Annotated in this window: 26 protein-coding genes; 11 read left to right on the top strand and 15 right to left on the bottom strand. The window is 62.1% G+C overall.

Annotated features, from left to right (window positions below):
* Positions 1–3 precede the first annotated feature (3 nt).
* From AC1DOG_RS18145 to AC1DOG_RS18155, 3 genes are all read right to left on the bottom strand, one after another.
* On the bottom strand, positions 4–1,089 hold the full coding sequence (locus AC1DOG_RS18145; protein WP_477929963.1) for a zinc-binding metallopeptidase family protein: 1,086 nt from the start codon (positions 1,087–1,089) through the stop codon (positions 4–6).
* Between the two features lie 80 nt (positions 1,090–1,169).
* Positions 1,170–1,361, bottom strand: a complete 192-nt coding sequence (locus AC1DOG_RS18150) for a CsbD family protein (protein ID WP_111561915.1) — start codon at positions 1,359–1,361, stop codon at positions 1,170–1,172.
* A gap of 87 nt (positions 1,362–1,448) precedes the next feature.
* The gene (locus AC1DOG_RS18155) at positions 1,449–2,054 is read right to left on the bottom strand and encodes a YqgE/AlgH family protein (protein ID WP_018899063.1); all 606 of its coding nucleotides are present in this window, start codon (positions 2,052–2,054) and stop codon (positions 1,449–1,451) included.
* Positions 2,055–2,193: 139 nt separating this feature from the next.
* Here AC1DOG_RS18155 and AC1DOG_RS18160 point away from each other — a divergent pair, with 139 nt between their 5' ends.
* The 6 genes from AC1DOG_RS18160 (at position 2,194) to AC1DOG_RS18185 (ending at position 6,716) form a co-directional block, all read left to right on the top strand.
* On the top strand, positions 2,194–3,030 hold the full coding sequence (locus AC1DOG_RS18160) for a protein-disulfide reductase DsbD domain-containing protein (protein WP_477929966.1): 837 nt from the start codon (positions 2,194–2,196) through the stop codon (positions 3,028–3,030).
* Between the two features lie 81 nt (positions 3,031–3,111).
* Positions 3,112–3,597, top strand: a complete 486-nt coding sequence (locus AC1DOG_RS18165) for a peroxiredoxin (RefSeq protein ID WP_018899065.1) — start codon at positions 3,112–3,114, stop codon at positions 3,595–3,597.
* Between the two features lie 472 nt (positions 3,598–4,069).
* Entirely contained in the window at positions 4,070–4,195 is a 126-nt protein-coding gene (locus AC1DOG_RS18170) for a hypothetical protein (protein WP_477929968.1), read from the top strand.
* Entirely contained in the window at positions 4,192–4,932 is a 741-nt protein-coding gene (locus tag AC1DOG_RS18175) for a metal ABC transporter ATP-binding protein (protein WP_477929970.1), read from the top strand. The genes AC1DOG_RS18170 and AC1DOG_RS18175 overlap by 4 nt, the downstream gene beginning before the upstream one ends.
* Positions 4,929–5,801 carry a metal ABC transporter permease gene (locus AC1DOG_RS18180; RefSeq protein ID WP_112945783.1) on the top strand — a complete coding sequence of 291 codons (873 nt, stop codon included), beginning with the start codon at positions 4,929–4,931 and terminating at the stop codon, positions 5,799–5,801. The genes AC1DOG_RS18175 and AC1DOG_RS18180 overlap by 4 nt, the downstream gene beginning before the upstream one ends.
* 15 nt (positions 5,802–5,816) lie before the next feature.
* Positions 5,817–6,716 (top strand): metal ABC transporter solute-binding protein, Zn/Mn family, encoded by a 900-nt coding sequence (locus tag AC1DOG_RS18185; RefSeq protein ID WP_477929972.1) that lies wholly within the window; start codon positions 5,817–5,819, stop codon positions 6,714–6,716.
* Between the two features lie 31 nt (positions 6,717–6,747).
* Here the strand turns inward: AC1DOG_RS18185 and AC1DOG_RS18190 are convergent, their stop codons facing one another.
* Positions 6,748–7,056 carry a Dabb family protein gene (locus tag AC1DOG_RS18190; protein WP_026283108.1) on the bottom strand — a complete coding sequence of 103 codons (309 nt, stop codon included), beginning with the start codon at positions 7,054–7,056 and terminating at the stop codon, positions 6,748–6,750.
* Between the two features lie 245 nt (positions 7,057–7,301).
* On the opposite strand from AC1DOG_RS18190, the gene fdhA reads away from it, so the two are divergent.
* Positions 7,302–8,492 carry a formaldehyde dehydrogenase, glutathione-independent gene (fdhA, locus tag AC1DOG_RS18195; protein ID WP_477929974.1) on the top strand — a complete coding sequence of 397 codons (1,191 nt, stop codon included), beginning with the start codon at positions 7,302–7,304 and terminating at the stop codon, positions 8,490–8,492.
* 489 nt (positions 8,493–8,981) lie between these two features.
* Positions 8,982–9,371 carry a VOC family protein gene (locus AC1DOG_RS18200; RefSeq protein WP_477929976.1) on the top strand — a complete coding sequence of 130 codons (390 nt, stop codon included), beginning with the start codon at positions 8,982–8,984 and terminating at the stop codon, positions 9,369–9,371.
* Between the two features lie 206 nt (positions 9,372–9,577).
* On the opposite strand, the gene AC1DOG_RS18205 is transcribed toward AC1DOG_RS18200, so the two are convergent.
* Entirely contained in the window at positions 9,578–10,480 is a 903-nt protein-coding gene (locus AC1DOG_RS18205) for a LysR family transcriptional regulator (RefSeq protein WP_477929978.1), read from the bottom strand.
* A 99-nt stretch (positions 10,481–10,579) separates the two neighbouring features.
* Between AC1DOG_RS18205 and AC1DOG_RS18210 the strand changes: the two genes are divergently transcribed.
* The gene (locus AC1DOG_RS18210; RefSeq protein WP_477929980.1) at positions 10,580–11,518 is read left to right on the top strand and encodes an AEC family transporter; all 939 of its coding nucleotides are present in this window, start codon (positions 10,580–10,582) and stop codon (positions 11,516–11,518) included.
* 291 nt (positions 11,519–11,809) lie between these two features.
* On the opposite strand, the gene rnhA is transcribed toward AC1DOG_RS18210, so the two are convergent.
* From rnhA to AC1DOG_RS18235, 5 genes are all read right to left on the bottom strand, one after another.
* Complete coding sequence (gene rnhA, locus AC1DOG_RS18215; RefSeq protein WP_018902017.1) at positions 11,810–12,250, bottom strand: ribonuclease HI; 441 nt, start codon at positions 12,248–12,250, stop codon at positions 11,810–11,812.
* On the bottom strand, positions 12,247–13,212 hold the full coding sequence (locus tag AC1DOG_RS18220; protein WP_477929982.1) for a homoserine kinase: 966 nt from the start codon (positions 13,210–13,212) through the stop codon (positions 12,247–12,249). Before AC1DOG_RS18220 ends, rnhA begins: the two co-directional genes overlap by 4 nt.
* 227 nt (positions 13,213–13,439) lie before the next feature.
* Positions 13,440–14,441 carry a 4-hydroxy-3-methylbut-2-enyl diphosphate reductase gene (ispH, locus tag AC1DOG_RS18225; RefSeq protein WP_112534479.1) on the bottom strand — a complete coding sequence of 334 codons (1,002 nt, stop codon included), beginning with the start codon at positions 14,439–14,441 and terminating at the stop codon, positions 13,440–13,442.
* Between the two features lie 213 nt (positions 14,442–14,654).
* Positions 14,655–15,434 (bottom strand): SURF1 family protein, encoded by a 780-nt coding sequence (locus AC1DOG_RS18230; RefSeq protein WP_477929984.1) that lies wholly within the window; start codon positions 15,432–15,434, stop codon positions 14,655–14,657.
* Positions 15,403–15,786: a DUF983 domain-containing protein gene (locus AC1DOG_RS18235; RefSeq protein ID WP_477929986.1), complete on the bottom strand. Its 384-nt coding sequence runs from the start codon at positions 15,784–15,786 to the stop codon at positions 15,403–15,405. The genes AC1DOG_RS18230 and AC1DOG_RS18235 overlap by 32 nt, the downstream gene beginning before the upstream one ends.
* 134 nt (positions 15,787–15,920) lie before the next feature.
* Here AC1DOG_RS18235 and AC1DOG_RS18240 point away from each other — a divergent pair, with 134 nt between their 5' ends.
* Positions 15,921–16,562, top strand: coding sequence for a chloramphenicol phosphotransferase CPT family protein (locus tag AC1DOG_RS18240; RefSeq protein WP_477929988.1), 642 nt, complete (start codon positions 15,921–15,923; stop codon positions 16,560–16,562).
* Between the two features lie 162 nt (positions 16,563–16,724).
* Here AC1DOG_RS18240 and AC1DOG_RS18245 read toward each other — a convergent pair whose 3' ends face one another.
* Positions 16,725–17,108 carry a glyoxalase superfamily protein gene (locus tag AC1DOG_RS18245; protein WP_477929990.1) on the bottom strand — a complete coding sequence of 128 codons (384 nt, stop codon included), beginning with the start codon at positions 17,106–17,108 and terminating at the stop codon, positions 16,725–16,727.
* 177 nt (positions 17,109–17,285) lie between these two features.
* Here AC1DOG_RS18245 and AC1DOG_RS18250 point away from each other — a divergent pair, with 177 nt between their 5' ends.
* Positions 17,286–17,993, top strand: a complete 708-nt coding sequence (locus AC1DOG_RS18250; RefSeq protein WP_477929992.1) for a nucleoside/nucleotide kinase family protein — start codon at positions 17,286–17,288, stop codon at positions 17,991–17,993.
* A 780-nt stretch (positions 17,994–18,773) separates the two neighbouring features.
* Here the strand turns inward: AC1DOG_RS18250 and AC1DOG_RS18255 are convergent.
* The 4 genes from AC1DOG_RS18255 to AC1DOG_RS18270 all read right to left on the bottom strand — a co-directional run bounded on the left by AC1DOG_RS18255 (position 18,774) and on the right by AC1DOG_RS18270 (position 23,697).
* A complete protein-coding gene (locus AC1DOG_RS18255; protein ID WP_477929994.1) occupies positions 18,774–19,817 on the bottom strand; it encodes a DUF1254 domain-containing protein in 1,044 nt (347 codons plus the stop codon).
* 19 nt (positions 19,818–19,836) lie between these two features.
* A complete protein-coding gene (locus tag AC1DOG_RS18260; protein ID WP_477929996.1) occupies positions 19,837–21,291 on the bottom strand; it encodes a DUF1214 domain-containing protein in 1,455 nt (484 codons plus the stop codon).
* Between the two features lie 103 nt (positions 21,292–21,394).
* Positions 21,395–22,366 carry a DMT family transporter gene (locus AC1DOG_RS18265; RefSeq protein ID WP_477929998.1) on the bottom strand — a complete coding sequence of 324 codons (972 nt, stop codon included), beginning with the start codon at positions 22,364–22,366 and terminating at the stop codon, positions 21,395–21,397.
* Between the two features lie 128 nt (positions 22,367–22,494).
* A complete protein-coding gene (locus AC1DOG_RS18270; protein WP_477930000.1) occupies positions 22,495–23,697 on the bottom strand; it encodes an MFS transporter in 1,203 nt (400 codons plus the stop codon).
* Between the last annotated feature and the right edge of the window lie 81 nt (positions 23,698–23,778).

A 23,778-nucleotide genomic window follows, 5' to 3' on the forward strand; every position in this document is an offset into this window, starting at 1 on the left:
TGTTCAGGCCGCGACTTGCCGTGGCTCGGCGACGCGATCCTGGATCAGCCGGTGCAGATATTCGAGCTTTTCGACGACAGCGTTCGACAGCACGAAGGGGTAGGAATCCGGCTGGCCCATGCTGCGCTGGATGGCGTTGATGGCTACCGATAGCGGCACCCAGGCGCTGACCAATTGCTCGGCGCTGGCTGCACGATAAGGGTTGAAATCCACCTCGGACGCCATTTCCTCATGGCCGCGCGGATCGATCGCGATGCCGAAGCCGCGCGCGGTCTCCAGCGTATCGACGATGTGCAGATAGTGCGCGAAGCACTCGGCGAAATCCTCCCAGGGGTGGGCCGCCGCATAGGCGCTGATGAAACTCTGCTGCCAGCCGAAGGGCGCGCCGTTCTGATAATGGTTCTGCAGCGCCTGGCCATAATCCTGGCGCTCATCGCCGAAGACGGCGCGGAAGCCATCGAAGGCGTCGCGGTCGCGGACCAGGCGGTTCCAGACGAAATGCCCGATCTCGTGGCGAAAATGGCCAAGAAGCGTTCTATAGGGCTCGTTCATCGAGGCGCGGGCCAGTTCGCGGGTGATGTCGTCGGCCTCGGCGGCGCGGATGGCGATGACGCCTTCGTCGTGGCCGGTCATGGCGGGGATGACGTTGCCGTCTAGCTGCACTTCATCCTCGAGGAAGTCGAAAACCAGCCCGCCTTGCGGATCCTCGATACGGTCCGGTGGCGGCAGGCGCCAGCGCAGCAGCGAATAGAAGAGATGGCGTTGCGCCTGGCTGATGCGGCGCCAGCGATCGATCCCTTCCTGCGTATGGGTGTTGGGCACCAGGCGATTGTAGCGGCAGGCGATGCAGAATGGATTTTCGTCATCCGCATTCACCAGCCAGTTGCAAATGTCGAGACCGGCATTGGCGCAGAAGCGCACCGCGCGCTGAGGGTCCGATGTCAGCTGCCACAGCGTCTCGTCGCGCGGCTCAAGCGCGCGCATCGAGAGATCATCGGGCAGGAAGCCGAGGCGATGGTTGCAGCGGACGCATTGCCGGTTGTCGAAGTGCACGACCTGATCGCAGTTATCGCAGGCGAAAAGCCGCATGGAACGCCCCATAGCGTGGTGTTGATACAAAACGACCCGCAGCGCGGATGCGCAACGGGCCATTGCAGGGATGCTTTCGATCACATGCGATCGACGACATCCTTGATCTTGCCTTTGGCATCGCCCTTGGCGGACTGGGCTTTACCCTTGGCTTCCTGGACGGCGCCCTTGGCGCGGGTGGAATTGTCGCCGGTCGCCTTGCCGACAGCCTGCTTCGCCTTGCCGGCGATTTCGTTGGCCTTGCCGGAAATCTTGTCGCTGGTGCTACCCATCTGATGTCTCCTTTTGGTACGGGCCTCGTGCCCGGTGCGAAAAGAGAACGTGGTTCGCAGCTATTCGTTCCGCGAATTTTTGCGTCTTCAGGCGTGGCCCGCTTCGGTGGAGAGCATGGCCGCAGAAATGCCCATGCCGGCCAGCGCGCGCTCGTATTTATCATCGAGATTGGGATCGAAGATGAGGGCGTCGTTGGCCGGGCAATTTAGCCAGCCATTGCTCGCGATCTCCGCCTCAAGCTGGCCGGCGCCCCAGCCGGCATAGCCGAGCAGCATGGTGGCGCGCTTCGGCCCTTCGCCCTTGGCAATGGCGCGGATGATGTCGAGCGTCGCCGTCATGCAGATATCGTCGCTGACGGGAATGCTGGAATCGCAGAGATAATCGTCGGAATGCAGAACGAAGCCACGGCCGCTTTCCACCGGGCCGCCCGTCTGGATCGACAGGTCGCCAGATGGCGGCGGCATGAGGATCGCCTCGTCGCTCTTGATCATGTCGAGATGCATGAGCACGTCGGTGAACGAAAGCTCCTGAGAGCGATTGATGATGAAACCCATGGCGCCGGCATCGGAATGGGCGCAGACGTAAATCACCGTGCGGGCGAAATTGCTGTCCGATACGCCGGGCATCGCGATCAGGAACTGGCCGTCGAAGAAGCCGCGTTCACGTCTGTTTTTCAGGGTCGACAGGGACATGATACCTCCTGATGCCAGACCGCTCGAGGCGCCGACAAGAGAAACATGGGCCAATGTCCTGTTTCAATCAACTGAAAATGAAAATTAAATCGGATGCGGCTGYTGGCGAAGGGCAGCGGATTTGAATAACCATTGCCGCATGACCCTTGCCCCATACACACGACGCCTCGTCCTCATCCTCGCCACGACCGCTGGCCTGTTCTTGCCGACCCTGTCCTCGGTGAACGCCGGGACCAGCGCCTGGGTCGACAATGCCGGCGGGCGGATGCGGCTGGTGGCGCTCTCACCCGATGAACACGGCAAGATCCGCGCCGGGCTGCAGATCGAACCCAATGCCGGATGGATCACCTATTGGCGCGAGCCGGGCAATAGCGGCATCCCCCCGCAGATCACGATCGCGCCCGAGACGGGCGTGACGCTCGACAAGATCGGCTACCCTATTCCAAAGCACATCAAGGACGACAGGCTCGACGACATCGGCTACGACGCGCCGGTGACGCTGCCGCTGACCCTGTCGGCAAAGCGCGACGCAACAGAGATCAGAGCCCAGGCTTTCATCGGCATCTGCAAGGATATCTGCGTGCCCTTCCAGGCCGACTTCACGCTCGCGCTTTCGTCGGCGGGGCAATCGCAGCCGGAGGAAAAGGCCATTCTTGACGCCGCCGACGCACGGCTGCCGGAGGCGCCCTCCTCCAAGTTCAAGGTGACCAAGCACACGCTGTCGGCCGACCAGAAGGAGCTGACGCTCAATATCACGCTCCCCGACATCGGCGACACGACACCCGACGTCGTCATTGCCGGCCCGAGCGGCTATGTCTTCACCAAGCAGCTGATGAGCAAGCGCGATGGCACGTCGCTGACGACGACGGTTGCGATCGGCAAGCTGCCGAAGAATTACGACATATCGGGCAAGAGCTGGAGCGCGCTTGTGATCGACGGCGCCCGCGCCATCGAAAGCCCGCTTGCTTTCAAATAGGCCGATCCTATCATTCACACCTGCCCTTGATCTCAACGTCTGCGCCCCACGGCGCCTCACAAACATAACCAGGAGATAGCCATGACCATTGCAATCGGCGACACGCTGCCTTCGGCAACCTTCAAGGAAAAGACGGCTGACGGTCCGGTCGAGACCACGACCGAGGCGCTGTTCAAGGGCAAGCGCGTGGTGCTCTTCGCCGTCCCTGGCGCTTTCACGCCAACCTGCTCGCTCAACCACCTGCCCGGCTATCTCGAAAACCGCGACACCATTCTCGGCAAGGGCGTCGATGACATCGCGGTCATTGCCGTCAACGACTGGCACGTGATGGGCGCCTGGGCGCAGTCGTCCGGCGGCATGGGCAAGATCCACTTCCTCCCCGACTGGGACGCCTCCTTCACCAAGGCCATCGGCCTCGACGCCGACCTCTCCGGCGGCGGCCTCGGCGTGCGCTCCAAGCGGTACTCGATGCTGGTCGAGGACGGCGTAGTGAAGTCGCTCAACGTCGAGGACAATCCTGGTCAGGCGACGGTTTCGAGCGCTGCGACGATGATCGAGCAGCTTTGATGTGATGTTTTCGGCGGGGCTGAGCGTGGTGGTTTCGGTCTGCGCTTGGCCGCGCTGACGCGCTGGCTTCCGTGGCGGGTTACGGCGCTTGGCGCCCTTCCGCTTTCGCTGCGCCGTTGCGTTCCGGGCGGCGTGCTTAGATCCTCGGCACCTTTGCCGATGATGACGTCAAAAACGCGGGAAGTGACGCCTTTTCAACGTGTTAGCGATGCAATAGGTTGCAGCGGCTCATCCCCACGACCGTCATACTCGGGCTTGTCCCGAGTATCTGCTGCGGGTGCAACTGGCTCGACGTGAATGGACGCTCCGAGAGCGTGGCAGCGTCCTCCCCCTTAATCCCCCAATCCTCTTCCCAATTTTCCACAAACCTCGTTCGATCATCCAAATTTTCGAACTCGGCCGCTTGCGTCACGGTCAAAATTATCGTTATAACGTTACTTGCGTAATGTTATTACATACTGAGTACCGACGAATGACTCTCCTGAACAATCTCGCCGCCGGCCTGCTGGGCACCTCGGCAATGAGCCGCGTGATCGGCGCCATTGTCGTCGCCGCCCTGCTCTGGACCACCATCGCATGGGCGGTGGTGCTGCCATGAGCGAAGAGCTGATCCGGCTTTCCAATCTCACCGTCGCCTATAACCGGCACCCGGCCGTGCACCACGTCTCCGGCGCGATCACGGCCGGCAGCCTGACGGCCATTGCCGGCCCGAATGGTGCCGGCAAGTCGACGCTGTTGAAGGCGATCATGGGTGAGCTTCGGCCGAGCGAGGGGCGTGTCGAGCATCGGCTGCAGCGCACCGATTTCGGCTATCTGCCGCAGGCGGCCGACATCAACAGGCGGTTTCCGATCTCGGTGCTCGATACTGTCCTGCTCGGCGCATGGCGGCAAGCGGGCGCGTTTCGGCGTGTGTCGGGCGCGGAGATGGTGAAGGCGCGTGAGGCGATTTCGGCGGTCGGGCTGGAGGGCTTCGAGCGGCGGCAGATCGGGTCGTTGTCATCAGGCCAATTGCAACGGGTGCTGTTTGCGCGGCTGTTGCTGCAGGATGCCAAGGTGATCCTGCTCGACGAACCGTTTACCGCGATCGACGCCCGCACCACCCGCGACCTGATCGAGATGATCCTGACCTGGCATGGCGACGGGCGCACTATCGTGGCGGTGCTGCACGACTTCGAGCAGATCCGTGCGCATTTCCCGCAGACGCTTCTGCTCGCCCGCGAGATGATCGACTGGGGGCCGACGGCCACCGCGATGTCGGCCGAGAACCTTTTGAAAGCAAGGGCGATGGCCGAGCGCTGGGATGAGGACGCAGACGCCTGCGCGCCCTCCGCATGACCATCTACGACCTCTTCTTCGCGCCCTTCGTCGATTACGGCTTCATGCGCCGGGCGCTGGTCGCGTGCCTCTGCCTCGGGCTCGGTTCCGGGCCGATCGGCGTGTTCCTGATGCTGCGACGCATGAGCCTGATGGGCGATGCGATGAGCCATGCGATCCTGCCGGGGGCCGCGATCGGCTATCTCGTCGCCGGCTCGCTCTCGCTGACGGCGATGGGGATCGGCGGGCTGGTGGCGGGGCTCGCGGTGGCGCTGCTGTCGGGTGCGGTCAGCCGGGTGACGGTGCTGCAGGAGGATGCGAGCTTTGCCAGCTTTTATCTCGCGTCGCTGGCGCTCGGCGTGCTGATCGTCTCGCTGAGGGGGTCCAATATCGACCTCTTACATGTGCTGTTCGGCACCATTCTCGCCATCGATCCCCCTGCCCTTTACCAGATCGGCGCGATCACAACGCTGACGCTGATCGTGCTTGCCGCGATTTACCGGCCGCTGATCGCGGAGTGCTTCGACCCGAGTTTTCTGAGGGCGATCGGCGGGCGCGGCCCGGTCTATCACTTCCTGTTCCTGCTGCTTGTCGTGCTCAATCTCGTCGCCAGCTTCCAGGCGCTCGGCACGCTGATGGCGGTGGGGCTGATGATGCTTCCGGCGGCGATCGCGCAGCTCTGGTCACGCAGCCTGCCCTCGATGATGCTGGTGGCGGCGGCGAGTGCCGCGGCATCCGGCTATTTCGGGCTGATCGCCTCCTACCATTTCGAGCTCGCCTCCGGGCCGACGATCATCATGACGGCGGCGGCGATCTACGGCTTTTCCATCTTCTTCGCACCGTCGGGCCTTGCCCGGCGTCTCTTCCCCCGCGCCCATCTCAAGGGCTAACCAAAGGATGCTTCTATGCCCCATAGAAGATTGCTTCTTGCCGCCTCGCTTCCCGCGTTGATGGCCTTTTCGGCCATGCCGGCTTCGGCCGAAACGCTTCATGTCGTGGCCTCGTTCACCGTGCTCGCCGATGTCGTCAGCCAAGTCGGCGGCGACCATGTCGAGGTCAAGAGCCTCGTCGGGCCGAACGGCGACCCCCATGAATTCGAGCCGTCGCCCACTGATGCCAAGAACTTGAAGGCCGCCAAGGTCACCTTTGTCAGCGGCGAAGGACTTGAGGGCTGGATGGACCGGCTGATCGCGGCATCGGGCTACAAGGGCACGCCGGTGACGGTTTCCGAGGGTGTGAAGACGCGCACCATGGAAGAGGACGGCAAGACAGTGACCGATCCGCATGTGTGGAACAGCCCCGTCAGCGTCAAGGTCTGGGTCGCCAACATCGAGAAGGCTCTGTCATCGGCCGATCCTGCCGATGCGGCGGCGTTCAAGGCCAATGCCGCGGCTTACACCAAGAAGCTCGACGAGATGGACGCCTATGCCAAGGCGAAGTTCAAGGATATCCCCGAGGACCATCGCAAGGTGCTGACCAGCCATGACGCCTTCGGCTATTTCGGCCGGGAGTATCATGTGAGCTTCCTGGCGCCGCTCGGCGTCTCCACCGAAAGCGAGGCGTCGGCGGCTGAAGTGGCCAAGCTGATCGAGCAGATCAAGGCCGAGCACGTGAAGACCTACTTCTTCGAGAACTCCAACGATCCGCGCCTCGTCAAGCAGATCGCCAAGGCAACGGGGGCTGAGCCCGGCGGCGAGCTCTATGTGGAATCGCTGTCGGATGCCAAGGGCCCGGCATCCACCTATGAGAAGATGTTCCGCTATAATGTCGACCAGATCTCCGCCGCCATGCGCAAGGGCAGCTGACGACGGAAACCGAGACGTTCGACCTGCGGGATCAGACCTGCAGGTCGAAGACGATCAGGCCGCCGAGGCCGCCATCCAGCGACGAGACGATGCGCTCGCCGACAGCGACATGCTCGGGATGGACCAGATAGGCGTCGCGCGCCTCCGGGCTTTCGAAGGTGACGGCGAAGCCATCGACGAAGCCGGCATGCAGGCCCTCGGGCGATACGTTCGGGCCGTATTTGATATCCAGAATACCCGGAATGACCTGCTTCAGCGCGACGATCTGCTCGAATAGGGACTGCTTCTCTTCGCCCGTGATGGCCGATTTCAGCCGCATCAGCACTGAGTGCAGGATCATATGGTTGCCTCCCGACATATTGTTATCCGCAAAGCATAGTGGGAATGCGGCTGCGGGCAAGATGCAAAGATTAGCCCTCCCCGGTGCGCGCGCTCCTCTCCTCACTTCTTCGTCAGCGACCATTTCGGGCAAACAAACCGTCGTAAACGGGACGACGTGGGCGACATTCTCCTCTAAGCTGCGACGATAACCGCGAGGGAGAGGAGCCCGCGCGGAAATGAGCATTTTCAACGGAGGAGATGAAAATGAGCAAGAACCGTGGCGTCGTCTACATGCGGCCCGGCGTTGTCGAAATCCATGACATCGATGATCCGAAGCTCGAGGCACCCAATGGGCGCCGCATCGAGCATGGCGTGATCCTGAAGGTGATCTCGACCAATATCTGCGGATCGGACCAGCACATGGTGCGCGGCCGCACCACGGCGATGCCGGGGCTGGTTCTCGGCCATGAAATCACCGGCCAGATCATCGAAAAGGGCATCGACGTCGAGATGCTCGAGGTCGGCGACATCGTCTCCGTGCCGTTTAACGTCGCCTGCGGCCGCTGCCGCTGCTGCAAGTCGCAGGACACCGGCGTCTGCCTCACCGTCAACCCCTCGCGCGCTGGCGGCGCCTATGGCTATGTCGACATGGGCGGCTGGATCGGCGGCCAGGCCCGCTACGTGACCATTCCCTATGCCGACTTCAACCTCCTGAAAATCCCGGATCGCGACCGGGCGATGGAGAAGATCCGCGATCTCACCATGCTCTCCGACATCCTGCCGACCGGCTTCCATGGCGCGGTGCGCGCCGGCGTCGGCGTCGGCTCGACCGTCTATGTCGCGGGCGCCGGCCCGGTCGGGCTTGCGGCTGCGGCTTCTGCCCGGATCCTCGGTGCTGCCGTCGTGATGATCGGCGACTTCAACAAGGACCGCCTGGCGCATGCGGCCCGCGTCGGCTTCGAGCCGATCGATCTGTCGAAGAGCGACCGGCTGGGCGACATGATCGCGCAGGTGACAGGGAGCAACGAGGTGGACAGCGCGATCGACGCCGTCGGCTTCGAGGCGCGCGGCCATTCGGGCGGCGAGCAGCCGGCGATCGTGTTGAACCAGATGATGGACATCACCCGCGCCGCCGGCTCGATCGGCATTCCCGGCCTCTACGTGACCGAGGACCCCGGCGCCGTCGACAGCGCCGCCAAATCAGGCAACCTGTCGCTGCGCTTCGGGCTCGGCTGGGCGAAGGCGCAATCCTTCCACACCGGCCAGACGCCGGTGCTGAAGTATAACCGGCAGCTGATGCAGGCGATCCTCCACGACCGCCTGCCGATCGCCGATATCGTCAATGCCAAGGTGATCCCGCTCGAAGAGGCCGTTCAGGGCTATGAGAGCTTCGACCACGGGGCGGCGACGAAATTCGTGCTCGACCCGCATGGGGATGTGGCGAAGGCGGCTTGAGGGATATGGGGTGGCTAGCGTTTTAGCGTGTGGCCCCCTCACCCTACCCTCTCCCCGCTGGGGAGAGGGGAAGATCGCACAGAGGGTGCCGCTTTTCCCTTCTCCCCCGCGGGGAGAAGGTGGCCCGAAGGGTCGGATGAGGGGGCCGAGGGCGCTGTCGCTGGTCACTTCTTCCCCCTTACAAAACAACATGCCTCTACCCCGGCAGGGCTCATCCCCCCGGTTGATACGGCACTGGTTCGGACGGGGCGCCAAAAGCTGCCTCGTAAATAGTTTAGATTTATTGACACCTTCCGGCGCCCCGTTCGGCGGTCTGCAATCGTGTCCTGGTTCCTGTGGAGGCGAGGTTGCCCGGAGTAACGCTGGCATGCGCGACGTGATCGACTGGTGATGATCACTGCCGGGCCTAAGCGGCGATCAATTCATTGACGATCAAGCCGCCACGATCTCTAAATGCTGGGGATCGATGACATGCGAGGGACCTGAGATTTGCAACCTTTGACAATTCGCGTGGCGCGGCCAAGTGATGATTTGGAAGCCCTCCGCCAGTTCTACTGTGCCGGTCTTGGTCTTGAATTGCTCTATGAGTTTGCGGGACACGATGGCTTTGACGGTATAATGGTCGGCCAGCGTGGGGTTCCGTATCACTTCGAGTTCACGAAGAAGGTAGGGCACCCTGTCGGCCGTGCCCCGACCGAAGACAACTTGATCGTCTTCTATATACCTGATCCGATTGAATGGAATGCATCCGTCGACCGCATGGTCGCGTCTGGGTTCCCGCCTGTTCCCGCGTTTAATCCCTATTGGGATCGAAACGGGAAAACCTTCGAAGACCCAGACGGCTACAGAGTTGTTCTCCAAAACGCTGCTTGGGATTAGGCCTATGACAATGAGCCCGATTGACTGATCGTCGGTTCTAACGTGCGGCCCCCTCACCCTACCCTCTCCCCGAGGAGAGAGGGGGATGGCGCAAAGGGTGCCGCTTTTCCCTTCTCCCCCGCGGGGAGAAGGTGGCCCGAAGGGTTCAGGTGCAACAAGTTGCACCGGGGATGAGGGGGGCGGCTGGCGCGGAGTTAGCTGCTTGATCAAGTTCCCTCGGCGCGCTTGCCCACCCCATCCAACCTCTCCGCCACCTCAAACAGCGCCGGCACCGCCGGATTGCTCGACGCAGCCGAGGCGCAGAGCACGATGTCGAACTCCGGCGCATCCACAATCGGCCGGGAAACCAGCCCTTCCGCCAAGTCCGCGCACAAAGACTGTGGGATGAGCGCGATGCCCAGACCTTCGGCGACGAGGCGGATGATCGTGTGCTGCAGGCGGGGTTCGAGGGCGAAATGCGGGACGACGCCTGGGGAGGCGCAGTAGTTGCGGATGGCGTCGCGGAGCGTCGGCGTCACGCTTGCGGGGGCGGCAATCAGGCGTTCGGGGGCGAGATCGGTTGGGCCGGCGATGTCGAGTTCAGCCAGGCGGTGATCCCTCGGCACGATCAGGCGCAGGCGGTCGCGGGCGAGAAGCGTGGTACGCAGATGGGTGGCCGGGCTGCCGCCGAAGGTGACGGCGGCGTCGAGGCGGCCTTCGATCAGCATCTCCTCGATATCCGTCGGTATGCGCTCCTCAAGCACGAGGCGGACATCGGGGCGCGCCTCGGAATACAATCTCACCAGCGCCGGGACGACGCTGTAGGCGGCGTTCATCATGAAGCCGAGCTTCAATTCGCCCTTCACGCCGGATGCGACCAGCAGCACGTCGCGGCAGGCGGCGTCGAAATGGGCGAGCACCGCGCGGCACTCCTCGAGAAAATGCTTGCCCGCCGCCGTCAGCGCGACGTTGCGGGAATTGCGCTCGAAGAGGCGAGCGCCGAGCGTCTTCTCGATCGCGGCGATCTGCCGGCTGAAGGGCGGCTGGCTCATGTTCATGCGCGCCGCCGCGTGGCCGAAGTGCAGCGTCTCGGCGAGCGCCACGAAATAGCGCATGTGGCGCGTATCCATTTCATACCTCTGAGGTATCAATCAGCGATGATATCGACATTGGATTATATCGATCTCAGGGGTTAGACAATGGTCTTTGCAACTTGAGTTTCCCTGCTAATGCTGACCAATCTCCTCATCGTGCTCCCCATCTTCGCGCTGATCCTGACCGGATGGATCGCGCGCAAGACGGACGCGCTCGGCCCCAATGCGACGCGCGAAGTGAACCGGCTGGTGGTCTATCTGGCGCTGCCTGCCCTGCTCTTCGACATCATGGCGAATGCCAAGCTCACGCAGATCTGGCAGCCGGGCTTCATCCTCGCCTTCACGTCGGGCTGTGCCATCATCTTCTGCGCGACGCTCTGGTGGCGGATGGCGAAGGGGCGGCATCTGGCGGATGCGGCGATCGACAGCCTGAACGCCAGCTACGCCAATACGGGGTTCGTCGGCTTTCCGCTGGTGCTCTCAATCGTCGGCGACAACGGCATGGCGCCGACCCTGATCGCGACGATCGTCACCGTCTGCGTGCTCTTCGCCGTCGCCATCGTCTTGATCGAGGGCGGGCTGCAATCGGAGACGCGGCGGCGCGATATCGCGATGAAGACGTTCCTGTCGCTCGCCAAAAACCCGCTTCTGATCGCGCCGGTGGTGGGGGCGCTGTTCATGGTCTCGGGCGTGGCTCTGCCGGCGCCTGTGCATGCGTTTCTAAAACTTCTCGGCGGCGCGGCTTCGCCCTGCGCGCTGATTGCGCTCGGGCTGTTTCTGGCGGGATCGAAGGCCGGGGCTGCGACCGAGCGGGCGGCGACTGCGGGGATTCTGGTCGGGCTGAAGCTGGTTGCGCAGCCTTTGGTGACATGGGTGATCGCCGGGCCGCTGCTGCAGCTGCCGCCGGTTGCAGTCCATACCTGCGTTCTCTTGGCGGCGCTGCCGACGGGGACCGGGCCGTTCATGCTGGCGGAGTTTTATGGGCGCGAGGCGAGTTTGACGGGGCGGGTGGTGCTGGCCTCGACGGTGCTGTCGATTGGGACGATTTCGGCGTATCTGGCGGTTGCGGGGTGAGCGGCCGGTAAGAAATGTTTTGCCGTGTGGCCCCCTCATCCGCCCTTCGGGCACCTTCTCCCCTATGGGGCGAAGGGAAGATGGAGCGAGCGGCCCGCAACGAGTCCCTTCTCCCCACAGAGGAGAAGATGCCGGCAGGCAGATGAGGGGGCTGCATACGGGGTGTTTAAGATAATAAATTTAAATGGATAGCCGGGAGCCCGGAGCCCCCCTCATCCCCGGTGCAACTAGTTGCACCTGAACCCTTCGGGCCACCTTCTCCCCGCTGGGAGAAGGGAAGGTTGAGCAAGCCTACCGCTTCTTGAACGGCTCCATGCCCTTGCGAGCCAACTCGTCGGCGCGTTCGTTTTCCGGGTGGCCGGCGTGGCCCTTGACCCAGTGCCACTTGACCTTGTGGCGCTGGTTGGCGGCGTCGAGTGCCTGCCAGAGTTCGCCGTTCTTGACCGGCTTCTTGTCAGCCGTCTTCCAGCCGTTCTTCTTCCAGCCGAAGATCCACTTCGAAATGCCGTCCATGACGTATTTGCTGTCGGTGTGGAGGTCGACCTCGCAGGCGCTTTTCAGCGCCGTCAGCGCCGAAATGGCGGCCAAGAGTTCCATGCGGTTATTGGTGGTTTCCGCCTCGCCGCCGCAGAGTTCTTTCTCGACCTCGCCATAGCGCAGCACCGCGCCCCAGCCGCCGGGGCCGGGATTTCCGGAGCAGGCGCCATCGGTGTAGATGTCGACGTGCTTCATGGCGTGAGCCCGTATTCGGCGGCAGATTTGATCTGCCGGTGGAAGCGCAGCTTGCGCAGGTATTCGAGCGGGTCCTTCTTCGTCACCATCGCGCCCTCGGGCGTCATCAGCCAGTCGTAGAGGCGGGTCAGGAAGAAGCGCAGCGCCGAGCCGCGCGACAGGATCGGAAGTGCCTGAAGTTCGGCATCGCTGAGCGGCCGCACGCTGGTATAGCCCTCGAGCATGGCCATGCCCTTGGTGATGTTATAGGCGCCGTCCTTTTCGAAGCACCAGGCGTTGAGGATGATCGAGACGTCGTAGGCCAAGAGATCGTTGCAGGCGAAGTAGAAGTCGATCAGGCCCGAGAGATCGTCGCCCAGGAAGAAGACGTTGTCGGGGAAGAGATCGGCGTGGATGACGCCGGAGGGGAGATCCTTCGGCCAGTTCGCCGAGAGAAAATCGAGCTCGCCGCGGATTTCGGCCTGCAGGCCCTTCTCGACCTCGTCGGCGCGGGCTTCGGACTTGTCCCACAGCACCTGCCAGCCATCGACGGAGAGTGCGTTGCGGCGCTTGAGGTCGAAACCTTCGCCGGCGATGTGCATGCGGGCCAGCGCCTTGCCGACTTCGCGGCAGTGCCTGGCTTCCGGCTTGCGCAGCCACATGCCTTCGAGGAAGGAGATCAGCGCCGCGGGGCGATCCGACAGCTGGCCGAGCAGCGCGCCATCCTTGCGCGGCAAGGGCAGCGGGCAGGACAGGCCGCGGGCGGAAAGATGTTGCATCAGGCCGAGGAAGAACGGCAGGTCGGTCTTCTCGACGCGCTTTTCGTAGAGCGTCAGGATCAGCGGGTCCTTCGAGGTGTGCAGCAGGAAGTTGCTGTTTTCGACGCCCTCGGCGATGCCCTTGTAGGACAACAGCGTGCCGGCGTCATATTCCGTCAGGAACCACTTCAGATCGTCTTCGGAGATATCGGTGTAGACTGCCAAGGCGGGCTCTCGTTTTCGGTTTGATGCTTCGGTCGGCTTCGGGCGGCGCAGATGATACCCCCTCTGCCCTGCCGGGCATCTCCCCCACAAGGGGGGAGATTGATCCGTGGTGGGGGTTTCCCCAAACAATTGATCTTGCAGCGAGCGGTGGCCCCCAGCCAATCTCCCCCCTTGTGGGGGAGATGTCCGGCAGGACAGAGGGGGGTGGCCCACTCTCCGACCACCGATTACCCGTTCACGAACGCCATATCCGCCGTCGTCAGCTCGATGTCGCGCAGCTCGCGGTTGACGAGGAAGTGCTCGTTTTCCTGAACGGTCTCGGCAAGCTCGACCTTGGCATCGAACCGGGCGCGAAAAGCCTCGATGATCTCGTTGACGATGACCTCGGGGGCAGAAGCGCCGGCAGAGAGGCCGAGCGTGCCGACGTGGCCGATATCGTCCCAATCGAGCTCGGAGGCGCGTTGCACCAGGATCGATTTCTTCGCCCCTGCCCTCAGCGCCACTTCGACGAGGCGCTTGGAGTTGGACGAATTGGGCGCGCCGACGATGATGAAGAGATCGCAGCCGGGGGCCGCCTGCTTGACGACTTCCTGGCGGTTTGTCGTGGCATAGCAGATCGAATCGGCCGAGGGCGCCGTCAGGTTCGGGAAGCGCTCCTGCAGGCGGGCGATGACGCCGGCAGTGTCGTCGACCGAGAGCGTCGTCTGCGTGACATAGCCGAGATTGTCGGGATCGACGGGCTCGTAGAGATCGACGTCGGCGATGGTCTCGACCAGCGAGACGGCACCCTCTGGGAGCTGGCCCATAGTGCCGATCACCTCCGGGTGGCCGGCATGGCCGATCAGGACCACGTGGCGGCCGAGCTTGTTGTGGCGCATGGCCTGTTTGTGGACCTTGGAGACCAGCGGGCATGTGGCGTCGAGATAGAAGAGGTTACGTGTGGTCGCATCCTCGGGCACCGACTTCGGCACGCCGTGGGCGGAAAAGACCACCGGCTGGGCGCGATGCTCTTCCGGGATCTCGTTCAGCTCCTCGACGAAGACGGCGCCCTTGGCTTCGAGACCTTCGACGACATAGCGGTTATGAACGATCTCGTGCCTGACATAGACGGGTGCGCCATAGGATTTCAGCGCCAGAACGACGATCTGGATCGCCCGGTCGACGCCGGCGCAGAAGCCGCGCGGCCCGCAGAGCCTGATCGTCAGTGGAGGTTTCGCCGCAATATTCATCCTGTTCCTGTCTTACTTACCCAACGCCCTCATTCCTGTGCTTGTCACAGGAATCCAGCGCATTCACGTCCGTGAATGCAAGAGAGTCTTTTCACGGCGCAGACGCGCCGTAGCTGGATTCCTGTGACAAGCACAGGAATGAGGGAGAGGTTGTGATGCCTGCGCCTCAGATATCGATCCTCTAGCCCAATATAGGCACGAATTGAAGCGATACTATTGCGCTGGCGGATTGCCGCGCTTGCGCAAGCGCGCGACGACGACGATCACGACCAGCGTGGCGGCGAGACCATACCAGGTGAAAGCGTATTGCAGGTGGTTGTTGGGCAGGTCGACCTCGGTGACGCCGCCGATCGGCATTCCCTTGGGATTGGGCGTGTCGTCGGCATCGACGAAGAAAGGCACGACCGCGGCCTTGTCGAGCCCGGTGCTCGAGGCCATGACGTCGAGGTCCTTCCAGTAGAAGATGTTCTTCGCGACGTCGTTATCGGGCACGATCCAGGACGGCTTGCCTGATAGTTTGCTGCGGGCGAGACCGTTGACGGTCTGCTCGCCCGTCAACTGGCCCTGCATGCGCATTTCCGGTTCCTTGTTGTCGTAGGGAACGAAGCCGCGATTGACGAAGAGGAAGCGGCCGTCTGCAAGCTGCAGCGGCGTGTAGACGTAGAAACCGGTCTGGCCGCGCCAGGTGGCGAAGAAGTGGCGTTCGCGGCTGTTGTCGTAGACGCCTGTCGCGGTGACGCGGCGGTATTCGATATCCTCACCCTTGGCGGCCATGGCCTCGATATCGGAGAGCGGGACTACGGGGGCTGCGAGGCGCGTGGCGATATCGGCGAGCAGGCCTTCCTTCCAGTGCAGCCGCTCGACCTGCCAGGTGCCGAGCGCGATCAGGATGGCGAGTGCTACGAGGACCGCGATGGCGGTCAGAACGGATCGTGTGCGGCGGGGGGCAGCGGCTGTGGCATCAATCACGGGAGAGACGTCCTTCACGGGCATTGTGGCGGTATTGCATGGCGATGAGGATGCCCTTGCACCAACGCAGCGCCAGCAGCGAAAGGATGATCGTCAGCGGCGCGAAGAGCAGGATGTGCAGCCAGATCGGCGGCGCATAGTTCACTTCCAGCCACAGCACCGAGCCGATGACGATGAAGCCGACGATCAGGATGACGAAGACGGCCGGGCCATCGCCGGCGTCGGCAAAGGCATAATCGAGACCGCAGGCGGCGCAGCGCGGCTTCAAGTCCAGCAAGCCATTGAAAAGCTTGCCATTGCCGCAGCGCGGGCAGCAGCCGCGCAGACCTGTTTTCAAAGGATCCACAGGCGGGAAATGCGCGCTGTCCTCGTTCATGCTATCCTCCCGACGCGGTGAGTCACAGCCTGAAGTCACCGCCTTAAAGTCACCCATAATCTAATCGAAATGCGAAGTGAAATGCCTGCGCGATTTCGCCTCAGTGATTCGCGCCAAACAAAAGAAGAAAACACATGTCCGAGGAAAACCCAGCCGCTCAGATCGTCATTCTGAACGGCGCACCGCGCAGCGGAAAATCATCGATCGCCAAGGCGATCCAGGACGAATTCGACGGCCCGTGGATGAACCTCGGCGTCGATGCCTATAACGGCATGACGCCGGAGCGCTATCTGCCCGGCATCGGCCTGCGTCCCGGCGGCGAGCGGCCCGATCTCGAGGAGATGGTGCCGTTCTTCTACGCCGCACTCTACGAGACCATCGCCATCCATGTCGGCCTCGGCCTCAACGTCGTCGCCGATCTCGGGCACCATGATTTCTACTCGCAACCGCTCGGCATCCTCACCGACTGCGCCCGCCGGCTGGAAGGTTTTCCGGTTCTCTTCGTCGGCGTTCATTGTCCCCTCGATACGATCATGCGCCGCCGCGAGATCCGCATGCCGGGCCGCGAGGGGCTCTACGACCAGGCAAGCGCCGAGGACCCGATCCCCGATTCGGTGCAGCGCTGGCAGGACTACGTGCACCAGCCGGGCATCTACGATCTGGAAGTGGATACGTCGCTTTTGACGCCGCTGGAATGCGCCGAGATCATCCGGCAGACGCTCGACCTCGGGATACCCCGGCCGTCGGCGTTCGAGCGGATCGCGGAAGCGCGGTAGGGCACGCAAGCAGCCGCTCATTTGTGAAACGCTTTGACGGTGTTCAGCGATGTCCCTGCAGCTTCGGTTATCGGGGGCATCGCCCATGGCTGGAGACGTTTCGGAATGCATTGGCAGCTAAGCGCCGGAAGCGGTCATTTCACAACTGCTGCTACGGTTCCATCACTCGTAGGCGACGAACGAGATCACGTTCCCATCCGGGTCACGGACATGGAAGTCCGTTCCGCCCCAGGGCTGCCGGGTTGGCTCCTGCGCAAACTCCGCGCCGCGGCCGCGCAGCTCCTCAAACAACCCGTGCACGTCCGAAACCTCAATTGTAGCGAGAATAAGCGAGAGCTCGCGTGATGCCAGATCGGCAAAATTCGGTTTGCTGACACACCTAAGATGCAGGCAGGCCGCGCCGCGCGACACAGCGCCGTAAAACGGCGGCGTACCGTGGAGGAAATCGACGCCAAATCCGAGTTTCTCTTTGAAGAATCGGGCGCTCGCCGGCACATCACGCACGAAGAGGATCGGGACGATGGACGTCAGGGCTATTTCGCTCATGCAAGTCTCCGCTGCCTCGATATCCGCTGGCTGAGTGTACAGGTCGCTTCATGTGCCTGCAAAGGGGCCGAGCAAACGAGAGCGCATTGTCTGCAAAGCGCCAAAAGCGGACAAGGTGACTTAAAACTGTAAAAGACGGGCCATAGAGACGGGGGCATTTTACAAGAGGAATTTGCCTTGTCCCCTGCGACTCGCGACACCGTATTGAAATCATTTGCGAAAACAATTGCCTCAATACATTTAGCCCGACCAATCAGAGTTGCGATTGATGGGCGAACGGCCTCGGGGAAGACAACACTCGCGGATGAAATTGCCGAGCTTCTCAATGCAGAAGGCCGTGATGTAATTCGAACATCAATCGACGGCTTCCACAGGCCGAGGGCGGAGCGGTACGCCAGAGGGCGGCATTCGGCTGAAGGTTACTATTATGACGCGCGGAACCTCGACGCGATCAATTCTATGCTCCTATTGCCGCTCGGGGCGGGCGGAAGCCGTGAGTACCGGACAGCATCTTTTGATCTTCTGAACGATCATGCCATTGAACAGACTGCGAAAACGGCACCCTCAGACGCGATACTGATTGTGGATGGAACATTCTTGCAGCGACCGGAATTGGTTGAAAATTGGGATTTGACAATCTTCATCGAAACCACAGAGGCGACTTCCGAGCAGCGCGGCGTGGGACGAGACACGCAGCTTCTAGGCGGCATCGAGGCTGCTCGCCAGCTTTATGCAGTTCGATACCAGCCCGCATATAGGCTCTATGAAAGCCTATGTGCGCCTGCCGTCAGTGCCGACGCGGTTTTCAATAACGAAGACGTCGCCCACCCGGTCCTGACGATCAGATCAGATGGGAGATTGTCAGGGCGTCAGACGACCGGTTAGGGCCGACAGCCGACATCGGCCGGTCGGCCGCTTCGCGCCAGAAGCGGTCATTTACCGCCTATTACAAGGGCGGTGGGTGGTCGAGGTAACCCTTCGACCAGCTTCCTACAAGCTTGCGGAATGTTGAAGGGAAATATAGCAAATGCTCGCACCCGCGGCCACGGCCCCCAATAGCAGCGAGCCAATGACCGCGCCGAGAATGTGACGGGAGGACATGGCGAGCATCATACCCAAAATCCAAACGATAGCGACAGAGCATATTAGCTGGGCAGCGGGCCAAAAGGGGAGCCAACTCGCCCCGGGTAAAAAGAGGAAAAAGACGATGGACAAAGGAACACCCACGGTGACGGTGATTGCCCCTTTCCACCACGATCCTCCGGCTACTGCCGCGCCGAGGGTGCCACCGGGAAATGTAGCGACAAGGCTAATCAAGAAAATGCTCCACTGCTCCCAGACGCTCATGGAAGACGTTTAGCCGGGAGCTGGGCGGCCGAAGTGTGCCTTTCCAGGTAATACATTCGAACTGATGGCATTTGATCTCCGAAGAACAATTCGCGCTGGCAAGACATCCTACGCGTACGCCGGATATAGTTGCAAGACAGACGCTCCACGAAGAGGGCATCATAGATGGGATACTACGCCGCTTTCGACCGAGCCCATCCTTATGGCCGCTTCGATCCGACTGCGATCTTCCGCTTCGCGTGACAAGCGGTCATCCCTGCACTCGATATTGGCCGAAGAAGACCAAACCGGATACCGTGCTTTGCCCGACGGCGAGCCTCACTCCTTCGGCTTGGCCGTCGGGAAGGTCCAGGAACCGTCGAGCACGGTGGCGTCTGGCCGATAGAGGCGAACCATGTAGTTCCAGCCTTTTTCGATGGGCAGGCAGTTATCGGCTTCGGCGTTGCATCCTCCAAATTGGATCATCGTCGATCCATCCGCCTCCTTCTTGGCCGTCATGTTGTTGAAGGTATATGCGTCGAGCTTGTTCTTGTGAAAGTAGCCGTCCTCGCCGTAGCGGCTGATCGACCAGAAGCCATTGACCGGCACAGTCGCGGGCACTGTCAGGGCATAAACGGTTTTGCCGTCGTTCTTGGCGGGCGTCACGTTCAGGTAGAGCGCGTCCGTCTCCGGATTGCCGCCCCAGGCCGAAGCCGTGCCGATCAGATGCCGGATCGGGTCGACATGCTCCTTGTCGCCGAACATGCGTTTGGTGTCGGGAAGCGAGGAGGCAAGGATCAGGAGCGCGTTGTGCACTTCTTTCTGGCTCTTCGTATCCCATCGCGGCAGGTCAAGCTTTCCCGGCCCGCCCGGCTGCTCGATCTTGATCGCGCCCTGCAGTTCATGGACCTTTTTCACGTCGGCGGGGTCTTCCGGGTTCACCAGGGTCCGGACAGCCGCGAGCACGTAGCGGGTGCCGGCCTGCTCGCGTTCGATCTTGTAGGAGCCTGCTCCATAGTGGACGTTGCCGACGACGTAATGGTCCTGGTTGATCACCTGAAGGGACATGAAGCGACCTTCAGCCTCCGGCAGCGCGATCGTCGCCGGGCCGGCGTCGAGATCGAAAATCGCTGCCGAATAAAGCGTATCCCGGTTTGCGCGCACGACCGTCTGCTTGTCGATCGGCATCGCTTCCTGATAGTGGAAAAAACGGCCGACATTTCCGGCCTGTTTTGCCGCGACCGCAATGTAGGAGTCGGATTCGGCGCGAACGAAATTGTCAGCGGTCACCTTCACCGGTTCGTCCGCCGAAGCGGTCGTTTGACCGATTAGCACCAGAGACCCAGCAAAAGCGATGATGCGCGGCAATGTAGCGATGGTCATTCGTCTCTCCTGTCATCATCTATGGAACAGCGACCAGGTCCGGGAGCGCCCAGCTCTTTTCGAAGAACGGCTTTTCCGGGCCGTAGAGCCTGAACAGAACCTCGAAGCGCTGGTCCGGCTTTGTCGGAACCCAGTTGCTCTCCTGCCCTTGTGGGGCGGCCGGACCGAAGTAGACATCCACCGAACCATCGGTACTCGCCTTGATGTCTGGGCTGTTCGATGAACGGCTGAAGCGGTCCACCTCGCGGATGAAAGCATGCGTTTTGCTGTCGTAGACAGTGGCCGACCAATATTGCCTGGCCGGCGCGTGAGGCGGCACCGTCAACTCGTAAGCCTTGCTCCCTTCCAGCGGCGCACCAGCGGCGTCGGTCATCGACATCAGATAGAACTGGCCGGCACCGAGGCGCTTGATGCCGACATACCCCATTGAATAGGTGACGCCGTTCGCGTCCGTCGGATAGACGTCCTTGCGCGCGAAGTTGTCGGAATGCCCCTGGATTACATCCGGCAAGGCCGGAACGAACCATTTGGCGCCGCTGTAAAACGGCTCGAAGACGACGGTTCGCTGCCAATCGAGCCATTCGTGCGCGTCCTTGGCACCCTGCACAAGCGCTGCGGACATATCTTTGTCCGGCTGGAACTGTTTCCCCTTCTCTATGCCCAGCGACCGCACGGCATCCATCATGGCCCGGTCTCGCTCAAGCCAGGGCTCGGATTGGATGACGCGATCAAGGGATTGGAAGTAGGCCAGATCATAAGGGATCGTCGCATCGAACAGCGTATCGATGACATCAACGTATTTTGTTTCCTCCGGTCGCGCCGCCGACGAGAGCGGATAGAGCTTCACCCGCTTGCCGTAGGCAACGGCCTTGGCGACGTCCGCGTCGCTGCCCGTCTTCGGCGTTGAACGGATAAGGGCATAGCCTGCATAGGTGTCCGACTTCAGCGCTATGTAGCCTTTGGGTACCCGCTTGGAGTAGCCGGGCGGCAGAATGAGATATTTTCCGCCCTTACCCTTGTCGGCTCCCGATGGACCGGCATCCTCAAGTGCCACCTGCCACAAATTGTCGATGTTGGCGGTAAGCGAGCCCGTATCGGCCGGAGGGATTTCCAGCACCATCGGCCCCGCTTTGCTCGTATCGAAGAAGGGCATGAAATAAACAGTGTCGGGATTGGGCGTCAGCGTCTGGTTCTTCCACGATGGCAGGCGGGACCAATAGGCGATCTGGTTGGGAGCTCCACCGGCCTTCCTGAATGCCTGCAGCATTAGGTCGGCATTCACGGCGGGCATCGCCCAAATCACCACCTCCGCCGCGCGCCGCTCCGCACTTCGGCGCGCGATGTCATCCATCGAGAATGCGGCTTGGGTGCTGGCGAACATCATGGTCGCGGCAATCAGAAAGATTTGTGTTCTCATCGCGCTCTCCCGCCGACATCCGGCGAGAGTTTGGGATCGCGCGCGAGAGGAATACAAGTACGCAACGGTAAATGGTATCGTAAACAGATGTCAGCTTGGGGCCGCGAGCCGACCGCAAGCCGCTGCTACGGTCCAACGAAAGAGCCTACCACACCCGTCCTCAGCCCTTGCTAGACTCCACGCTAGCCGGTGGCTTCAGCAGGATGATCAGCAGCAGGCCGGCGACAATGAGGGCTGCGCCTTCGAGATGGTAGCGTTGCAGCTGCTCGCCGAGGATGAGGTAGGCGAGCACGGCGATGAAGATCGTCTGGATGTAAAGCAGCACGCCCGCCCTCGCCGCCCCCAGCGCCTCGATGCTGCGATTGAAGAGATAATACATGATCGCGCCGCCGGGGATCGCGACGTAGGCAAGCGCGATGAGGCCGCTGGCGTTCAGCGTCGAGCGTTCGTCGGATATAAGCTCGAACAGATAGAAGGGCAGCGCCGTCAGCGCCGCGGCACCCAGCAGCAGCACCAGCAGCGCAAGGCGGTTCACGTCGAATTTCGCCCGTCGGAGCAGGACCGTGTAGAGGCTGAAACAGAAGGCGCCGGCGACGATCCACAATTCGCCGGGATTGAAATCGAGACGCAAAAGTGCGGCCGGGCTGCCCTTGATGATGATGACCACGATGCCGGCAAAGGCGAGGATCGATCCGATCACCTGAAAGCGCCCCATCGGCTCGGCCAGAATGAAGCGGGCAAGGATCATGGTGATGATCGGGATGAGGGCGATGATGATGCCGGCGGTCGTGGCGTCGGCATGTTCGAGGCCGACGAAAATCAGGCCCTGGCAGATCGCGAGCCCGATGCCGCCGATAACAAGCAGTTCGAGACCGCGCGCCCGCACGAGCGCGACCATGGCGCCGAAATGCCTGAAGACGATCGGCATCAGGATCGCCCAGGCGATCAGCACGCGCCAGAAGCAAAGCGCCCAGGGCGGCATTTCAGGAGAGACCCATTTGGCGGCGATATAGACGCCTGATGATAGCAGCCAGCAGAAGATACCCACGGAATAGGCGGCTGCAAGCGAACCGCCCGCCCCCTTTTCCGCCCCGACCGTGTCGCGATGGACTGCCAAGACATGTATCGCCATGGGGCAACTATGCCACAATTCCCCTGCGCTGCACAGATGATGGCGGTGCCGGCCTAAGGTCGACCGCGGACAAAGATCGGCCCCGCGCGGCTCATCACTGCGCGGGGCCAAACAAGTACCGGGTTTTGTCAGCCTGCGGCGACCATCCTGCGGCGGCTGGCGACGCCAACCAGCGTGGCACCGAGCAGGGCCGCGACGCCCGCGAAGACAAAGACGCCGGCGGCACCCTGGACATCGACGATCAGCCCGCCAAGCACGGCACCGCTCGAAATCGCGACCTGAAACGTCGTCAGCATGAGGGCGCCGGCGCTTTCGGCCTCATCGGCGGCAGCCTCGGTGATGAAGCTTTGGACGCTGACCGGCAATGCGCCGAAGGCAAAGCCCCACAGGGCTGTGGCGACCGCAGCCAGCGCCGGCGCCTCGCCTGCGAAGGCAAGCAGGAAGGCGGTGATGGCAATGCCTGAGGCGGCAAGCGTCATGGCTAGCGTCGTGTTGCGCTCGGCGATCAGGCCGCCGGCGATATTGCCGATAAAGCCGCCAACGCCGAAGGCGAGAAGGATGCCGGAAATCGCCTCGACGCCGAAATGCGGCACCGTTTCAAGAAACGGGCGGATGAAGGTGAAGCCCGCGAAATGACCGGCGACGACAAAGAGTATGGTGACGAGGCCGAGCCGGATGGCCGGGCGGCGCAGGACCGCGGCCATCGTACCGAGGCCGCCCGAACTTGTCGGCGGCATGGCCGGAAGCGTGAACGCCTGGACGAGGAATGCGACGACGCCAAGCACCGAAGTGATCCAGAAGGCCGCGCGCCAGCCGAACGCCTCGCCGACCCAGGCGCCGACAGGCGCCGCACAGACGGTTGCAGCGGACACGCCGGTCATCACGATCGCCATGGCGCGCGGCATCAGCCGCTCCGGCACGAGACGCATGGCAAGCGCCAGCGACATCGCCCAGAAACCGCCAAGCCCGACGCCGAGCAGCGCGCGCGACAGGAGCAAGGTCACGAGCCCGTTTGCCGTGGCAGCGATCAGGCTTGAGATGATGAGCAGGCTTGTGAGCGCCAGAAGCGTGTAGCGGCGATCGAAGCGGGCTGTGCCGAGTACGATGCCGGGGCCCGCCAGCGCGCCGACCACGGCTGTCGCCGTCACCGATTGACCGGCCGCGCCGAGGCTGACGCCAAGGTCATGCGACATCGGCGTCAGAAGGCTTGCGGGTAGAAATTCCGCCGTCACGAGCCCAAATACACCAAGCGACAGCGAAACAACGCCTGCCCATGCGGCAGGTGTCTCGCTCTTTGCGGCTGGATGGTTGATCTCCGAGTGAATGTTCATATGCATCTCCGTCATTTCTGCGGCGAGGCTACGCTCAAGCATCTGGCGTTTCCATGCTGGAAAAGCTATAAAGCATAACAA

The organism is Rhizobium sp. 01N48 (genome assembly GCF_056399145.1).

What these genes read in the sequence shown, in the direction of transcription:
- fdhA (WP_477929974.1), top strand. Translation starts at nt 7,302, where the DNA reads ATGAGCAAGAACCGTGGCGTCGTCTACATGCGGCCCGGCGTTGTCGAA.
- AC1DOG_RS18210 (WP_477929980.1), top strand. Translation starts at nt 10,580, where the DNA reads ATGCTGACCAATCTCCTCATCGTGCTCCCCATCTTCGCGCTGATCCTG.
- AC1DOG_RS18150 (WP_111561915.1), bottom strand. Translation starts at nt 1,361, where the DNA reads ATGGGTAGCACCAGCGACAAGATTTCCGGCAAGGCCAACGAAATCGCC.
- rnhA (WP_018902017.1), bottom strand. Translation starts at nt 12,250, where the DNA reads ATGAAGCACGTCGACATCTACACCGATGGCGCCTGCTCCGGAAATCCC.
- AC1DOG_RS18155 (WP_018899063.1), bottom strand. Translation starts at nt 2,054, where the DNA reads ATGTCCCTGTCGACCCTGAAAAACAGACGTGAACGCGGCTTCTTCGAC.
- AC1DOG_RS18165 (WP_018899065.1), top strand. Translation starts at nt 3,112, where the DNA reads ATGACCATTGCAATCGGCGACACGCTGCCTTCGGCAACCTTCAAGGAA.
- AC1DOG_RS18160 (WP_477929966.1), top strand. Translation starts at nt 2,194, where the DNA reads ATGACCCTTGCCCCATACACACGACGCCTCGTCCTCATCCTCGCCACG.
- AC1DOG_RS18245 (WP_477929990.1), bottom strand. Translation starts at nt 17,108, where the DNA reads ATGAGCGAAATAGCCCTGACGTCCATCGTCCCGATCCTCTTCGTGCGT.
- AC1DOG_RS18265 (WP_477929998.1), bottom strand. Translation starts at nt 22,366, where the DNA reads ATGGCGATACATGTCTTGGCAGTCCATCGCGACACGGTCGGGGCGGAA.
- AC1DOG_RS18175 (WP_477929970.1), top strand. Translation starts at nt 4,192, where the DNA reads ATGAGCGAAGAGCTGATCCGGCTTTCCAATCTCACCGTCGCCTATAAC.
- AC1DOG_RS18235 (WP_477929986.1), bottom strand. Translation starts at nt 15,786, where the DNA reads ATGAACGAGGACAGCGCGCATTTCCCGCCTGTGGATCCTTTGAAAACA.
- AC1DOG_RS18240 (WP_477929988.1), top strand. Translation starts at nt 15,921, where the DNA reads ATGTCCGAGGAAAACCCAGCCGCTCAGATCGTCATTCTGAACGGCGCA.
- AC1DOG_RS18170 (WP_477929968.1), top strand. Translation starts at nt 4,070, where the DNA reads ATGACTCTCCTGAACAATCTCGCCGCCGGCCTGCTGGGCACCTCGGCA.
- ispH (WP_112534479.1), bottom strand. Translation starts at nt 14,441, where the DNA reads ATGAATATTGCGGCGAAACCTCCACTGACGATCAGGCTCTGCGGGCCG.
- AC1DOG_RS18180 (WP_112945783.1), top strand. Translation starts at nt 4,929, where the DNA reads ATGACCATCTACGACCTCTTCTTCGCGCCCTTCGTCGATTACGGCTTC.
- AC1DOG_RS18230 (WP_477929984.1), bottom strand. Translation starts at nt 15,434, where the DNA reads ATGCCCGTGAAGGACGTCTCTCCCGTGATTGATGCCACAGCCGCTGCC.
- AC1DOG_RS18255 (WP_477929994.1), bottom strand. Translation starts at nt 19,817, where the DNA reads ATGACCATCGCTACATTGCCGCGCATCATCGCTTTTGCTGGGTCTCTG.
- AC1DOG_RS18185 (WP_477929972.1), top strand. Translation starts at nt 5,817, where the DNA reads ATGCCCCATAGAAGATTGCTTCTTGCCGCCTCGCTTCCCGCGTTGATG.
- AC1DOG_RS18205 (WP_477929978.1), bottom strand. Translation starts at nt 10,480, where the DNA reads ATGGATACGCGCCACATGCGCTATTTCGTGGCGCTCGCCGAGACGCTG.
- AC1DOG_RS18190 (WP_026283108.1), bottom strand. Translation starts at nt 7,056, where the DNA reads ATGATCCTGCACTCAGTGCTGATGCGGCTGAAATCGGCCATCACGGGC.
- AC1DOG_RS18145 (WP_477929963.1), bottom strand. Translation starts at nt 1,089, where the DNA reads ATGCGGCTTTTCGCCTGCGATAACTGCGATCAGGTCGTGCACTTCGAC.
- AC1DOG_RS18270 (WP_477930000.1), bottom strand. Translation starts at nt 23,697, where the DNA reads ATGAACATTCACTCGGAGATCAACCATCCAGCCGCAAAGAGCGAGACA.